The sequence below is a fragment of the Parabacteroides goldsteinii genome, assembly GCF_020091425.1.
Lineage (GTDB): Bacteria > Bacteroidota > Bacteroidia > Bacteroidales > Tannerellaceae > Parabacteroides > Parabacteroides goldsteinii.
The window spans coordinates 2,995,113-3,010,538 of record NZ_CP081906.1 but is presented as its reverse complement, the minus strand read 5'-3'; the positions used below and the strand labels follow the sequence as shown (position 1 = coordinate 3,010,538).

At 46.0% G+C, this 15,426-nt stretch carries 8 protein-coding genes; 7 read left to right on the top strand and 1 reads right to left on the bottom strand.

Features of this window, described 5'->3' with window-relative positions; genetic code table 11:
* Nucleotides 1–196: 196 nt before the first annotated feature.
* Complete coding sequence (locus K6V26_RS13450; RefSeq protein WP_224265591.1) at nt 197–2,269, bottom strand: DNA topoisomerase 3; 2,073 nt, start codon at nt 2,267–2,269, stop codon at nt 197–199.
* A gap of 201 nt (nt 2,270–2,470) precedes the next feature.
* Between K6V26_RS13450 and K6V26_RS13445 the strand changes: the two genes are divergently transcribed.
* From K6V26_RS13445 to K6V26_RS13415, 7 genes are all read left to right on the top strand, one after another.
* Entirely contained in the window at nt 2,471–3,067 is a 597-nt protein-coding gene (locus K6V26_RS13445; protein ID WP_046147492.1) for an RNA polymerase sigma-70 factor, read from the top strand.
* Nucleotides 3,068–3,131: 64 nt separating this feature from the next.
* Complete coding sequence (locus K6V26_RS13440) at nt 3,132–4,118, top strand: FecR family protein (RefSeq protein WP_224265590.1); 987 nt, start codon at nt 3,132–3,134, stop codon at nt 4,116–4,118.
* Nucleotides 4,119–4,387: 269 nt separating this feature from the next.
* Nucleotides 4,388–7,816: a TonB-dependent receptor gene (locus K6V26_RS13435; protein WP_224265589.1), complete on the top strand. Its 3,429-nt coding sequence runs from the start codon at nt 4,388–4,390 to the stop codon at nt 7,814–7,816.
* A 21-nt stretch (nt 7,817–7,837) separates the two neighbouring features.
* Complete coding sequence (locus K6V26_RS13430) at nt 7,838–9,655, top strand: RagB/SusD family nutrient uptake outer membrane protein (protein WP_224265588.1); 1,818 nt, start codon at nt 7,838–7,840, stop codon at nt 9,653–9,655.
* Nucleotides 9,656–9,813: 158 nt separating this feature from the next.
* Nucleotides 9,814–11,223 (top strand): sulfatase family protein, encoded by a 1,410-nt coding sequence (locus K6V26_RS13425; protein WP_224265587.1) that lies wholly within the window; start codon nt 9,814–9,816, stop codon nt 11,221–11,223.
* Nucleotides 11,224–11,233: 10 nt separating this feature from the next.
* On the top strand, nt 11,234–12,817 hold the full coding sequence (locus K6V26_RS13420; RefSeq protein WP_224265586.1) for a sulfatase family protein: 1,584 nt from the start codon (nt 11,234–11,236) through the stop codon (nt 12,815–12,817).
* Between the two features lie 4 nt (nt 12,818–12,821).
* The gene (locus K6V26_RS13415; protein WP_224265585.1) at nt 12,822–15,323 is read left to right on the top strand and encodes a carboxylesterase family protein; all 2,502 of its coding nucleotides are present in this window, start codon (nt 12,822–12,824) and stop codon (nt 15,321–15,323) included.
* Nucleotides 15,324–15,426 lie beyond the last annotated feature (103 nt).

Sequence of the window (15,426 nt, the reverse complement as noted above, 5' to 3'; positions counted from 1 at the left end):
AACTTTCTTTCAGAGATAACTCGTTGTCTGAAGTTAATAAGTATAACTCCTGATTTATTTCCTTTGTTCGAAGATAGCCAAGAGGTGCGTCAATGTCTGATAACATATTATAATACGATGTACTATCGGGTAAAAAATAATCAAATACAGATATTGACTATTTGGGATAACCGTATGGACCCTCAAACTCTTAAATTTATTCTTTCTGAATTTGATTGATTACAGAAATAAGTTTCTCATCCGATAACCCTTCCCCATAAGTCGCATAATCCAGCCGGAATGTACAACCATTCTTATATTCGGAACAACCGTAAGCTGTTTTGCCTCGCAGGATATTTCCTTTCTTGCAGATGGGGCAAACCGGTTTTGCCGGTTGTTGGGGGACTGCTTTCTCTTTGGGAGCCTCTTCCTTTTTAGCACGCGGCTTGCGGGGTTTCTTTTCTTTTTTCTCCTCTTTCGGTGCTTCTTTGGCGGCCTCCTCGATGGTGATGGTGCGGGTGGACTGGTCGGAAAGGACGTTGATGACTACCTGGTGAACCATCTGTTTGAGTTCGTCCAGGAATGTTTTTGCCTCATAAGTTCCACGTTCTATCTGACGCAGTTTCTTTTCCCATAAACCGGTCAGTTCGGCACTTTTCAGTAACTCTTCGTGTATTGTATCTATCAATTCCTTTCCGGTGGCGGTGGGGAACAGGTTCTTTCGTTCTTTACGGATATAGTTACGTTTGAAAAGCGTTTCAATGATAGCTGCACGGGTGGAAGGACGGCCGATACCGTTTTCCTTCAAGGCATCACGCAAATCGTCATTATCGACCAGCTTACCGGCCGTTTCCATTGCACGGAGTAACGTTGCCTCTGTATAAGGCTTGGGCGGAGTCGTCCAGGTCTCCTTTAATAATGGTTTGTGCGGTCCGGTTTCTCCTTTGGTGAAGTCCGGCAATACGCCTTCTTCCTCGGTCGGTTCGGCATCCGGGTCTTTTTGTTCCGCACCGAATACGACGCGCCATCCCGGTTTTAATATCTGTTTTCCGGTTACTTTGAAGTCTACTTTACCCACTTTACCGAGTACGGTTGTGGTGGAGATTTCACAGTCCGGGTAAAAGGCAGCGATGAAACGACGGGCAACCAGGTCATATACCTTCCGTTCATTCTCCGTCAGGTTACGGGCGGGTACGCCAGTCGGGATGATGGCGTGGTGGTCGGTTACCTTTGAGTTGTCGAATACTTTTTTGCTTTTGGGAATCTTGGCATTCAACAGGGAAGCCGTCAGTTCGGTATAATCGACCAGCCCTTTCAGCGTATTCGGAACTTTCGGGTAAATATCATCACTCAGGAAAGTGGTATCTACACGGGGGTAGGTGGTCACTTTCTTTTCATATAATGACTGAATCAGTTTTAATGTATCATCGGCGGTAAATGCAAACTTTTTGTTACATTCCACCTGCAACGAGGTCAGGTCGAAAAGGCGGGGAGCGTATTCCTTCCCTTTCTTTTCGGAAATATCGGTGACGGTAAAGTCTTCCTGCTGTACGATTTCGAGGAAGGCTTCCCCTTCTTCCTTTTGGGTGAATTTACCCTTGGTAGCGGAGAAGGTCGTATTCCGGTAGACGGTTTTCAACTCCCAGTAAGGTTCGGGCTTGAAATTGTCTATCTCTGCCTGGCGGTTTACAATCAGTGCCAGTGTCGGTGTCTGGACACGGCCGATAGAAAGCACCTGGCGGTTCTGTCCGTAACGGATTGTATATAATCGGGTTGCATTCATTCCCAGCAACCAGTCGCCAATGGCACGGGATAATCCTGCCTCATATAATCTGGCAAATTCAGTCTGTTCTTTCAGATGCTGGAAACCTTCGCGAATGGCTTCTTCGGTAAGGGATGATATCCATAAACGGTAAACCGGGCATTTACAGCCGGCTTTCTGCATCACCCAACGTTGAATCAGTTCCCCTTCCTGGCCGGCATCACCGCAGTTGATGACCATCTCTGCATTCTGCATCAGGCTTTCGATCACTTTGAACTGTTGTTCGTAGGTCGGGTTACTAATCAACTTGATACCGAAACGGGGAGGAATCATAGGAAGTGCTCCCAGGCTCCATCGTTTCCAGTCGTCGGTGTATTCGTGAGGTTCCTTGAGTGTACACAGATGTCCGAATGTCCAGGTAACCTGATATCCGTTTCCTTCAATATACCCGTTCATTCTTTTTGTAGCCCCCAGTACTTCGGCAATCTCTCGTGCCACACTCGGTTTTTCAGCAATACATACTTTCATCTGCAATCTAATCCTTTCGTAAAAATCACACAAATGTACGCTTTCCTGTTGACTTAATAAAATCGTAGATAGAATTAAAGAAGTTCGCAGGAATGCCGGTCTTATTTTACAGACATGTTTGTGAGGTATATAGAATATCTTTATATTTGACAAGTTTTAGGATACAAAGAGTATGGATTGTGTTTCCACTTATTAGTTTAAATGTATAATAATTCAGAACAGGAAAAAATACTTATTGCAGGTTTGATTCAGGATGACGAGTCTGCATTCTGTGAATTATACGCTTTGTATAAGAACAGGCTGATGTTCTTTGCGATGAAGTTTCTTAAATCGAAAGAATTTGCAGAAGATGTTTTCCAGGATGCTTTCACCTCCGTCTGGCAAAACAGGCGTTTCCTGAATCCGGATTCTCCTTTTGCACCTTATGTTTATACAATTGTGAAAAACCGGATTCTCAATCTGCTGGCCGGGATAGAGAAAGAGCAACAGCTTAAAAATACCATCTTGTCCGGTTCGGTAGATGTGACCAATGATACGGAAGATAAAATATTGGATGACGACCTGAACCAACTGCTCGAAAAGGCCCTGCTCGATTTGACTTCGCAGCAACGCCGTATCTTCGATATGAGCCGGAAAGAGATGAAGTCTCATAAGGAAATAGCGGAAGAATTAAATATTTCAGTCTATACCGTCCAGCAGCATATCTCTGCGTCTTTGAAAGTAATACGTTCATATTTAGTGAAATACTCCGGAACGTATGCCGATTTACTAGTACTGCTCTTTTGTCTGAATTCATAATAAAAGTTAATCATATCCCAGTTGTACCCCGTTTCGTGGTACTATAAATACATGCACCGATAATATGGCAGATTTGAAGTATATAAACAACCTATTGAAACGATTCGTCGACGGCCTCTATACCCGTAAAGATGCCGACGACCTGTTGAAGCATTTCCATGCCGGAAAATACAATACGGAAATATCCGAAGCAATGGACACTGTATGGGAAGAGATGGAGGAAGATGAGGTTTCGTCGTTGCAGCATCAGCAATACAGGGAAGAGGCCCGTTTGTTATTGTCGCGCATCCGGAAACCGGAGAAACGTTTCTCCTTTATTCCCTATTTGAGATATGTGGCAATCGTGGCTGTCATCTTGTCGATAGGTTGGGGTGGGTTCCGCCTGATACGTTCGAATCAGGAAAAGGTATTGACATATACGGAAGTGCATGTGAAGAACGGCGAACATAAACGGATTATTTTGCCGGACGGGACTTCCGTAACATTGAATGCCGGTTCTTATTTAAGATATCCCCGGGAGTTCATTACTGATGTCCGCCGGATAGAGATGAATGGAGAAGCATTTTTCGAAGTAACCCGGGATGAAGAGAAACCTTTCCTTATCCATACGAAAGATGCCGATGTAAAGGTGCTGGGTACTTCCTTTAATGTGAAAGCCTTTGATATGGACGAGCAGTTGACTGTTAGTGTTCAGACGGGGAAAGTGCAGGTCGATTTACCGGAAGCGATGATGCGCCTGTTGCCGGACGAACAGTTCGTGATGGATAAGACGAAAGGCGAGTTCCAGAAACGGAATGAAGATGCAAGGCTTTCCACTGTCTGGATAAAAGGTGGTCTTTACTTTAACAGGACTCCCATACGGACCGTTGTCAATGAGCTGGTCCGCATGTATAACCGGACTATTGAATTTGCCCCGGGGGCGGAATATGACGATTATATTTACGGGGAACATGATAATAAAAGTCTGGAAGCAGTACTTAAATCGATACAGTATTCAACAGATATAAAATACAGGATAGAAAATGACAAAATAGTTTTATATAAGAATTGATTATTAACTTATTCTAAATTGATACTTACATGAAAGACACCAGTTAACTTATCCACAAAAAGAAAAGGAAGGTCACAGGGACCTCCCTTATACTCTACCGATTGTCCGGAGTGGAGGCCAGGCAATCTATACGGAGTCGTTTTAAATTACTATTCAAAACAACTATAAAACATTCCAAATTTATGAACTTCCTTAATATTAAGAAGTATTGTTGGGCTTGTTATGCTGTACTTTTTGTTTTTTTAGCAGTTGTATGCGCACAACCGGCGATGGCCCAAACGATAAAATCAGAAGTAGTGACCGTTGAGGTCCACAATCAACCGGTAGAAAAGGTCCTCAAAGAGATTTCCCAGCAAACGGGAGTCAAGTTCTTTTACGGCGAGACCGTCACCAACAACAAGTTAACGGTCAATTTGTCCTTTGATGGCAAACCGTTGAAAGACGTCTTAAATGAAATATCCAAACAGACCGGTCTGGATTTTAACCGGGAGAACAATACCATTGCAGTCAGCGTGCGTAAAACCAACGCTGCTCCGTCCCGTCAGCAGGCACAGCCGGAAAAGAAAATTTCAGGTGTGGTAACAGACGACAGGGGAGATGCTGTTATCGGTGCGAATGTGGTAGTGAAAGGTACCACTAACGGCACAATTACGGATATCGACGGTAAATTCAGCCTGGATGTCCCGTCCGGCAGTACACTGACGATTTCTTACATTGGTTATCTGAACAAAGAGATACGTGTAGACGGACAGCAGTCGCAATATGCAGTTAAGTTGCTGGAAGATACCCAGACACTGGATGAAGTTGTAGTCGTAGGTTTCGGTACACAGAAAAAAGCCAATCTGACAGGTGCCGTGAGTACGGTGAAGATGGAAGAGGTAATGGGTGACCGTCCGGTCGTTTCCGCCAGCCAGGCGTTGCAGGGAGCTATGCCGGGTCTGACAATTACCACCAATGCCGGTAGTCCGGGTAAGAGCATGACATTGAATGTTCGCGGTACCAACCGTCTGAATATCGACGAATACGGAGAAGGCGAACCGTTGGTATTGGTCGATAACGTTCCGATGGATATCAATATGATTTCTCCGTCCGATATTGAAACGGTAACTGTATTGAAAGATGCGGCTTCTGCTGCTATCTACGGTGCACGTGCTGCTTTCGGTGTTATTTTGATTACAACCAAACAGGCGAATAAAGAGCAAAAGGTTTCTATCAATTACAACAACAACTTTGCATTCTCAAAGCCTCAGTCTTTGATAGAAAAAGCGTCTCCGCTGGAAACAGTCCGTTTCTATAATGATATGGGATATAAGAACGGCCGTTATAACAACGGACAGGATATCACTGCATGGTTGGGCTATCTGGAAGATTACCAGGCAAATCCGGGTAAATATCCGTTAGGCTATTATATGGATGACAACGGTAACCGGTACGATTTAAAAGAGAACAACCATCTGGAACGTATGATGGATAATTATGGTTTCCAGCAGACACATAATGTTTCAGTGAGCGGCGGTACAGCTAAGTCTGCTTACCGTCTATCTTTCGGATACCTGGATGAAGACGGTATTCTGGTTACGGATAAGGACGGTTATAACAGATACAACCTGTCTTCTTTTGTGAATACGGAAATTACTTCCTGGTTGAAAGTACAGGCGGATATTAAATATTCCAAGTCGAAAACGACTAACCCGAATATGAATACGTTGAGAAACTGGTCTCCGTATCGTCTGGCCCAGTTGCTGCCGACTTATTATCCGGAAGGTGACGTTGAGATAAATGGAGAAACTTATCCAATCGGTACTCCCCGCTGGAATATCATGAATTCTCCGGTCCAGGCAAAGAACAACGAAGATATCCGTCTTTTCGGTAAAGCTATTTTCAATCCGATGGAAGGACTGTTAATCAATGCTGAATATACTTTCAACAGAACTAATTACGACCAGGATGAATACCAGAAAACAGTGAAGTATGTCAATGCGGAAAACAACTATTTCTCAGTGGCGGACTCCTATAGCGGTAACTCTTCATACCAGTTGGATGAAAAGCATATCAACTACAATGCAATCAACGTTTACGGAAATTACGATAAGACGATAAACGACCACTCTTTCAGTGTAATGGCAGGTTTCAACCAGGAATACAGTTACATGCGTAGAGTTTGGGGAAAGAAATTGCATGTGGTAAATCCGGAACATCCCTCATTGAGCGGTGCGGACGGTACCATGACTACCGGCGATGAATATGACGAATATTCGTTACGTGGTTTGTATTACAGAGCTTCTTATAACTATAAAGGGAAATATCTGTTTGAAACGAACGGGCGTTATGATGGTTCTTCCAAATTCCCTTCAGGCAACCGTTTCGGTTTCTTCCCGTCTTTCTCGTTAGGTTGGAGAGTTTCTGAAGAAAAATTCATGGATTGGTCGAAGGAATATGTTACGAACTTCAAGCTGAGAGGTTCTTTCGGACAGGTAGGTAACCAGGCTATTAAAAACTATGCATTCCTGGGCGTAATGGCGACGGAAAACGGATGGTTGGAAAATGGCTTATGGAATATAACCCGTAAAGTTCCGGCTTTGGTTAGTTCGAGCTTTACTTGGGAAAAGGTAGAGACACTGGATATCGGTTTCGACTTGGGTATGTTCGATAACCGTTTAGATCTGGTATTTGACTGGTATCGTCGCGATACGAAAGGTATGTTGGCTCCGGGTAAGGAACTTCCTTCTGTGCTTGGCGGTTCTTCTCCGTTGGAAAACTCGGCCGACCTGCGTACAAAAGGTTGGGAGTTGGCAATAAACTGGAGAGACCGTATCGGTAAAGACTGGCGTTATAACATCGGTTTGAACCTGTATGATTCACGTTCGAAAGTAACGAAGTTCGATAACCCGACAGAATCATTGTCTACTTATCGTGTAGGTCAGGAAATAGGGGAAATCTGGGGATTTGTTACAGACCGTTTCTATACGGAAGATGATTTCGAAACGATTGATGAGGCGAAAGGTATCTATAAACTGAAAGAAGGAGTTCCTACTATCGACCCGTATGTTCGTGACCCGAGACCGGGTGATATCCTGTTCAAAGACTTAGACGGGAATGGTAAAATTGATAACTCAGGTGACAACACGGCTAAAAATCCGGGTGACAGAAAGATTATCGGTAATAATTCCAGACGCTATCCGTATGCAATCAATGCCGGTGTGGGTTGGAAAGGTTTTGACCTGACCGTATTCTTCCAGGGAGTTGGAAAACGTGACCTGATTGTCGGTACGGACGGTAAATCAAATTTCCTGGCATGGCCGCACACCAACACGGATAACCCGAATGCTGCTGCTACTGTGTTGAAACATCACCTGGATTATTGGACTCCTGAAAATCCGAATGCTTATTACCCCCGTTTAGGAAACCAGACAGGTGTGAACCAGGGAACGGATGGTTTCAACAGAAGGAATCAGACTAAATATCTGATGGATGCCTCTTACATCAAACTGAAAAATATCACATTGAGTTATTCATTCCCGAGTAGCTGGCTTGAGAAAACAAGAGCGATTTCGGCTTTTAAAGTATTCTTTAGTGGTGAAGACCTCTGGACAAAACATCATATGTATAAAGGAATGGACCCTGAACAAACGATGAGTATTAATGACTTGTATCCGTTCATGAAGAAATTCTCTTTTGGTATTAATGTTACTTTATAATTTGTATAACACTTGATTCTTATGAAAAAAATATATTTATCAGCATGTCTGGCTGCTTTTCTTATTGGAGGTACTTCCTGCCTGAATGATGAATTCCTGGATAAATACCCGATCGATAAAGAAACGGAAAACACGGTCTTTACGACTTATGATAATTTTAAAATGTACGCATGGGGATTGTACAATAAAACACTGATTGCTTATCAGAACTATCCTCAGGCAGGAGATGTATCGGATATGTTGTTCGATTCGAATGATGCCCGTGGTATCGCCTGGGCAAACAACCGTATGTCTGCTTCGAATGTAAGTGCGGATACATGGACGTTTGAATTTATCCGCCGGGTGAATCTGATGCTGGATAATATCGAAAACTCACAGATGACGGAAAAGGAGAAAGCGCACTGGCGTGGAGTCGGTTATTTTTTCCGTGCTCATGAATACTTCAAACTTCTTCAGAAGTTCGGTGACTTGCCCTGGCTGGAACATCTGGTAGGGACCGGAGATGTGGATGTGTTGTATGCAAAACAAGATTCCCGTGAGGTGGTTGCCAATCACATGTTGGAAAATCTGTTGTATGCCGAAGAGCATATAAACGAGAAAGGTGACGGCGACAATACCGTCAATCCGAATGTAGTACGTGCTTTTATTTCCCGTTTCGGCCTGTATGAAGGGACCTGGAGAAAGTATCATGGCAGTGTGGATAATGTAGACGGTACGAAATATCTGGAAGCAAGCGTGAAAGCCTCCCAGAAACTTATCGACCAGAATCTGGGACTGATGGCGGATTATGATGATGTGTTTAACTCATCCAGCCTGAAAGGACAAAGCAGTATCCTTCTGTATCGGGAGTACCTGGAAAACGAAAGCGGAAAGGGGCACGATTTGACTCAGCGTACGACTGGCGAACGTTTGTATGAAGGTTCAAAGAAGCTCGTAGAACAATACTTATGTGCTGACGGACGGCCTATTTCTACTTCTACCGTTTATGATGGCGACAATACGGTGTATGATGAATTCAGAAATCGTGACTTACGTCTGTATTATACAATTTGTCCTCCTTATAAAGTGACGGTTTCTACGGATTTATCCCATTGGGAATATACGGGCAACGCTGTGGAACGTGAGTATATGGATTTAATGGGTAAGTTATCTAAAAATAATCCGGAGAGGAAAATGTTGCCTCTGTCGAAGAAGGCTTCTTATATTGCAAATATACCGAATTTGACGGCAGTAAAAGTCAGCGGTGTGGATACGCAGACCGGTTACTTCATGTACAAATATTATAATGCGTTACCCGGAGCTGATAAAGGAGAGGTACAAGGTACCGACGGGCCTATCTTCCGTATGGGAGAGGTGTTGATAAACCATGCCGAAGCAATGTTTGAACTGGGACGTTTCGACCAGTCCGTTGCCGATGCTACTGTCAACAAGTTGCGTGCACGTGCCGGCGTTGCGGCTATGGAGGTAAACAATATCGGTGCTGATTTCGACAAGTTCCGTGATTCGGATGTCGCTCCTGTTTTGTGGGAGATACGCCGTGAAAGATGTTCCGAATTGATGGGTTCAGGTTTCCGTTTTGACGATATCAAACGTTGGAAAAAAGGTAACTATCTGAATGAACAGCCTGTCGGTGTCAAGATTAATAATATAGAAGATTACAATAGCGAAGCGCTGGCAAAGAGTCTGTATAAAGGTTCGGAAATGCCTCGCTATGTAAACTGTGTTACTTATATCGAGAAACCGAATCCGGGTTGGGAAGATAAATGCTATCTGTATCCCATTCCTTTGAAACAAACTCTTTTAAATGAAAATCTGGTGCAGAACCCAGGTTGGAAATAATTGAACATACCTTCCCGCATCCTGGTCCGGATGCGGGAGTAATTCTGATTTCTTCCGAATGAAAAAACGATTTCATTCGGAAGAAATTTATTTTATTCGTATCTTTAACGCTCTTATGCGGTAATAATAACAACATTATCTAATAAAAACACGATATCATGAATAGTAAGCTAATGCTTTTGGCTGCGGCCTCCGGACTATCAGTAACGGGACTTGCAGCAAACTACACCAACTTCATTATCATCAACCTCGATGATGCCGGTTATGGGGATTTTTCTTATAATGGCGCATATGGATATAAAACGCCGAACATCGACCGTATGGCTGCTGAGGGAGTCCGCTTCACTCATTTTCTGGCCGGACAACCTATCAGTGGCGCTTCACGTGCCGGACTGCTGACCGGATGCTATCCGAACCGTATCGGATTTGCCGGTGCACCGGGACCGGGTTCTGATTATGGTATCAGTCCGGACGAAATGACGATAGGAGAGTTGCTGAAGCAGAAAGGATACAGTACCGCAGTTTTCGGTAAATGGCATCTGGGCGATGCTAAACAGTTCCTGCCTTTGCAGAACGGTTTCGATGAATATTACGGATTGCCTTATTCAAACGATATGTGGCCTTTCCATCCGCAGCAGGGAGAAGTGTTCAATTTTCCGGACCTGCCGACCTATGACGGAAATGAGATTATCGGTTATAACACCGACCAGTCACAGTTTACAACGGATTATACCAACCGTACGGTCAATTTCATCAAGAAGAATAAGAATAAACCGTTCTTTATCTATCTGGCACATTCCATGCCGCATGTTCCGCTGGCCGTTTCCGACAAGTTTAAAGGAAAGAGCGAACAGGGACTGTATGGCGATGTTATGATGGAACTGGACTGGAGTGTCGGTGAAGTATTGAAAGCACTCCGCGAACAAGGGTTGGAAGAAAATACACTGATTGTCCTTACGTCTGATAACGGCCCGTGGGCGAACTATGGTAACCATGCCGGTTCGGCAGGCGGATTGCGTGAGGCTAAAGCTACCACTTTCGACGGAGGTAACCGTATCCCTTGCGTGATGTACTGGAAAGGAGTAACCCAGCCGGGAACAACCTGTAACAAACTGGCATCCAATATCGACCTTCTTCCTACATTGGCCGATATCAGCGGCGCACCGCTGCCCCAGCGTAAGATTGACGGTGTCAGCATCCTGTCTTTGATAAAAGGGGAGCAAGATGCCAACCCGCGCGAATCGTTCGTTTATTATTATCACAAAAATGATTTGGAAGCAGTCACGGACGGTAAGTTCAAGCTGGTCTTCCCGCATAAATATGTCACTTACGGCGCTTATGTGCCGGGTAACGACGGACAGCCGGGAGATTTGACAAACCTGGAATTGAAGAAAGCCGAGATGTATGACCTGCGCCGTGACCCGGGAGAACGTTACGACGTTATTTCCCAATATCCGGAAGAAGCAGCCAAGCTGATGAAGATTGCCGACGATATGCGTAAAGACCTGGGAGATAACCTGACACGTGTGAAGGGAACAGGACGCCGCGAACCGGGAAAACTGAAATAATAATATAAAAATGAGAAACGCTAATCTAATTGTAAAAGCAGGTATGTTGGCAACATGCCTGCCTTTTATTGGCTGTAACTCGGCCAATAAATCAGAGAAAAGCCAGGAAGAACGTCCGAATATTCTTTTTATCCTGTCTGACGACCATACAGGCCAGGCATGGGGTATCTATGGAGGTATTCTGGCCGACTATGTGAAGAACGAGAATATCCGCCGCCTGGCCGCCGAAGGCTGCGTGCTGGATAACTGTTTCTGTACGAACTCAATCTCCGCACCGAGCCGTGCCGCTATTATGACCGGGGCATACAGCCACCGCAACGGCGTCTATACGCTGGAGGACGGGTTGGACCCGGCAGTCGATAATATCGCCAAGCAGATGCAGGCCGGCGGTTACCAGACGGCTCTGATCGGTAAATGGCATCTGAAAAGGCAACCGGCCGGCTTCGACCACTTCAATGTGTTCCATGATCAGGGAGAATATGTCAATCCGATCTTCAAGACTGCCGAGAACTGGGTGGACGACGATAAGGGCAAGCAAGGCACCGAGGTAAAAGGTTTCTCTACCGATATCGTTACCGACCAGACCATCGACTGGATACGCAACCGGGATAAGAACAAACCGTTCATGATGTGCTGTCATTTCAAGGCAACGCACGAACCCTGGGATTTTCCCGAACGGATGAAGCATCTGTACGACGATGTTGTCTTTCCGGAACCGGAGAACATGATGGAGTTCGGACCGGAAACGTCCGGGAGGGCATTCCAGGGCCAGCAGCTGGAGAATATGGGATGGCGTTGGGAAACCGCATCGAAAGACCCTGCCGCCTGGTGGTGCCAATATCCGGAACTGCCTTTCTCTACGAAAGGTATGGATAAAGTGGCTGCCCGTAAGAAAATCTATCAGAAGATGATTAAAGATTACCTGCGTTGCGGCGCGACTATCGACGACAACATCGGACGCTTGCTCAAGATGCTGGATGAAGAAGGACTGGCCAAGAATACAATTATCGTCTATGTTTCCGACCAGGGGTATTTCCTGGGTGAACACGGCATGTTCGATAAACGTATGATGTATGAAGAACCGTTGCACATGCCTTTCGTGATTCGTTATCCGAAAGAGATTCCGGCGGGAACACGCAACAAGGATATTATCCTGAATGTAGATTTCGCTGCCACACTTGCTGATTACGCAGGTATCAAGGCGCCGGAAAAATCACAGGGAGAAAGTTTCCGTCAGAACCTGAAAGGTGAAACACCGGCCGACTGGCGTAAGGAAATGTATTACCGTTACTGGACACACCATTCCATCCGCCCTGCCCACATGGGTATCCGCAACGAACGGTATAAACTGATGTTCCTTTACGGCGACCGTCTGAATGCAACCGGCTCGGAAGAAACTCCGACAACACCGGCCTGGGAATTTCATGACCTGCAAGTCGACCCGAAAGAAGATAAGAATATGTACAATGAACCGCAGTATCAGGATATCATCAAAGAGATGAAACAGGAATTGCTGACACTCCGCCAGGAAGTCGGCGACACCGATGCCGATACTCCCCGGATGAAAGAGATTATGGACCAGTATTATTGGTAATCAAATGAAAAGAGTTTATTTTATAACTGTCGCCAGCTTGTTCCTGGGACTGTCCCCTTTGGCGGCGCAACAGACAAAAGGGAACATCGTCGAATATTTTGGAAAAGAGCGTGTGGAACGTGTCGACGAGGGTATGATATTGCACACTTTCCGGCAGGGTTATTTCCTGCCGGTGACGGCTCCTTCCGGTTATTTGTTTACGACCTCCGACGGGCTGGGTTGGGAAATCGCGACCGGCAAATTCCGTGCGCCTTCTGCAAATGACCTGACGGCAACAAATTACGGACGGACCCGCGAAGCCGTGCAATGGACTCCTATCGAGGCCGACTCTACCGGTAAGTTCGCCAACCGTGCTTTACGCCGTGCCTATGTCTTTACGGAATATAAAGCGGATAAACCTCAGATTGCCTTGCTCGAATCGAGCGGGAATACCCGTACGTTCATCAATGGCATGCCTCACGAGGGCGACCATTACGACTTTGCCTATACGCTGATTCCTTTCCGGATGCAGAAAGGGATGAATGAGTTTATATTCACTCCCGGCCGTTTCGGTAGGGTGGAAGCCAAGTTGATTATCCCCACCAAGCCGGTGATGCTGACAAAGAGGGATATGACCCTTCCCGACATCATCAACGGGGAAGGAGAGAAATGGGCCGCCATCCGTATCGTCAATGCACAGGAGAAAGCTCTTACCGGACTGAAGATACAATGTACGCTGGAAAACGGAGAGTCTGCGACCCTTACGACGGACGATGTCATGCCTATGATGGTCCGCAAGGTGAAATTCCGTATCCCCGGCGCTACCTCTTCAAAGAAAGGGGAGACGAAGGCAACTGTTATCTTGCAAGACAAATCCGGCAAAGAGATTGACCGCACGGAGATATCCCTGCAACAGAAAGATGCTTCTTCCATCCACGAACGTACCTTTATCAGCGATGTGGACGGAAGCGTGCAGTATTACAGCGTGAATCCTTCTACTACACAGGGTGATAACCAGGCATTGTTCCTGTCCGTCCACGGCGCATCCGTGGAGGCCCGCAACCAGGCCCGCGCCTATGCACCGAAGGACTGGGGACATATCATTGCCCCGACCAACCGCCGCCCATTCGGCTTCAACTGGGAAGAGTGGGGACGTATCGACGCGATGGAAGTGCTTGCCGAAGCAGAAAAGGTCTTTAAGACAGACCCCGCCCATACTTATCTTACCGGGCATTCGATGGGAGGCCACGGAACCTGGTTCCTGGGTGTAACCTATCCCGACCGTTTTGCCGCTATCGCTCCCTGCGCCAGCTATCCGGATATTGCCAAATATTCAAGGCCGAATGCGGATGCAGCGAATGTCGGTGAGAAACATTTCCCGATGATTTGCCAGGCGGCCAATGCCGGACGTGTCCTCGATTTGAGAAAGAACTTCCTGCAATCGGGCATTTACATTCTTCACGGCGATTCGGACAATGTCGTTCCTATCGAACAGGTTCGCCGCATGCGTGAAATACTGGGTACTTTCCATCCCGACTTCTGTTATTATGAATATCCGGGCGGTTCCCATTGGTATAGCAATGAAAGTGTTGACTGGAAACCTATCTTCGATTACTTCCGGTGGCACAGTGTGCCGTCTGCCGACAAAGTGAAACAGCTGGAGTTCCATACCGCTTCCCCGGCTATCTCTGCCAAAGATTATTGGGTGACCATCAACCAGCAGGATACGGCTTACGATTTTTCTTCTGTCTCTTTCAAACAGACGGATAACGGTATTTCGGGCACGACGTCTAATGTGGCAGCCCTTACATTCGATTTTCCGGCTCTGAAACTTCCGGCAGAAGCCAGCATCACTATCGATAACGAAACAATCCCGGTAGACGGAACCCGGCCGGCTGTGCTGAAGAAGGTTTCCGGCAAATGGACTTTGGTAGAAGAGATTCCGGTAACGGAGAAATATCCTTCCCGTTACGGCGGCTTCAAGCAGGCATTCGATAATCGTGTTGTGTTTGTATATGCTACCGGAGGAAATAAAGAGGAAAATACCTGGTATCAGAACAAGGCTCGCTTTGATGCGGAGACTTTCCTGTACAGGGGCAATGGCTCTATCGACGTGATTGCCGACAAAGATTTCATCCCTTCCGCCTATGCAGACCGGAATGTGGTGCTTTACGGAAATGCCAGTAACAACAAAGCCTGGAACAAGCTCCTGAAGAACGCCCCCGTGCAAGTCTTGAAGGGAGAAATCCGCATGGGAGACAAAGTGCTTAAAGGCAACGACCTGGGAACTTATTTCGTCTACCCGCGTCCCGACAGTCCAACGGCCAGTGTCGGCGTAGTGGCCGGAACAGGCATCGAAGGCATGAAAGCGACTTATCCGAACGACTATATTTCCGGCATTACCGGTTTTCCCGATTTGCTGATATTCAATGTCGATATATTGAAAGAAGGCATTCATGGAATCCGCGTATCCGGTTTCTTCGGCAACGACTGGAGTGTGGAAAACGGTTGTTTTATAACGGAATAAAGAGGGGGCGTTTTAGAATATGAGTTAAATAAACGCGAATAACGCGGATAAAAAAATGGGTGCCCCAACTGTTTTCACTGGCTGCCGCAGCTGTTTCCGGTGG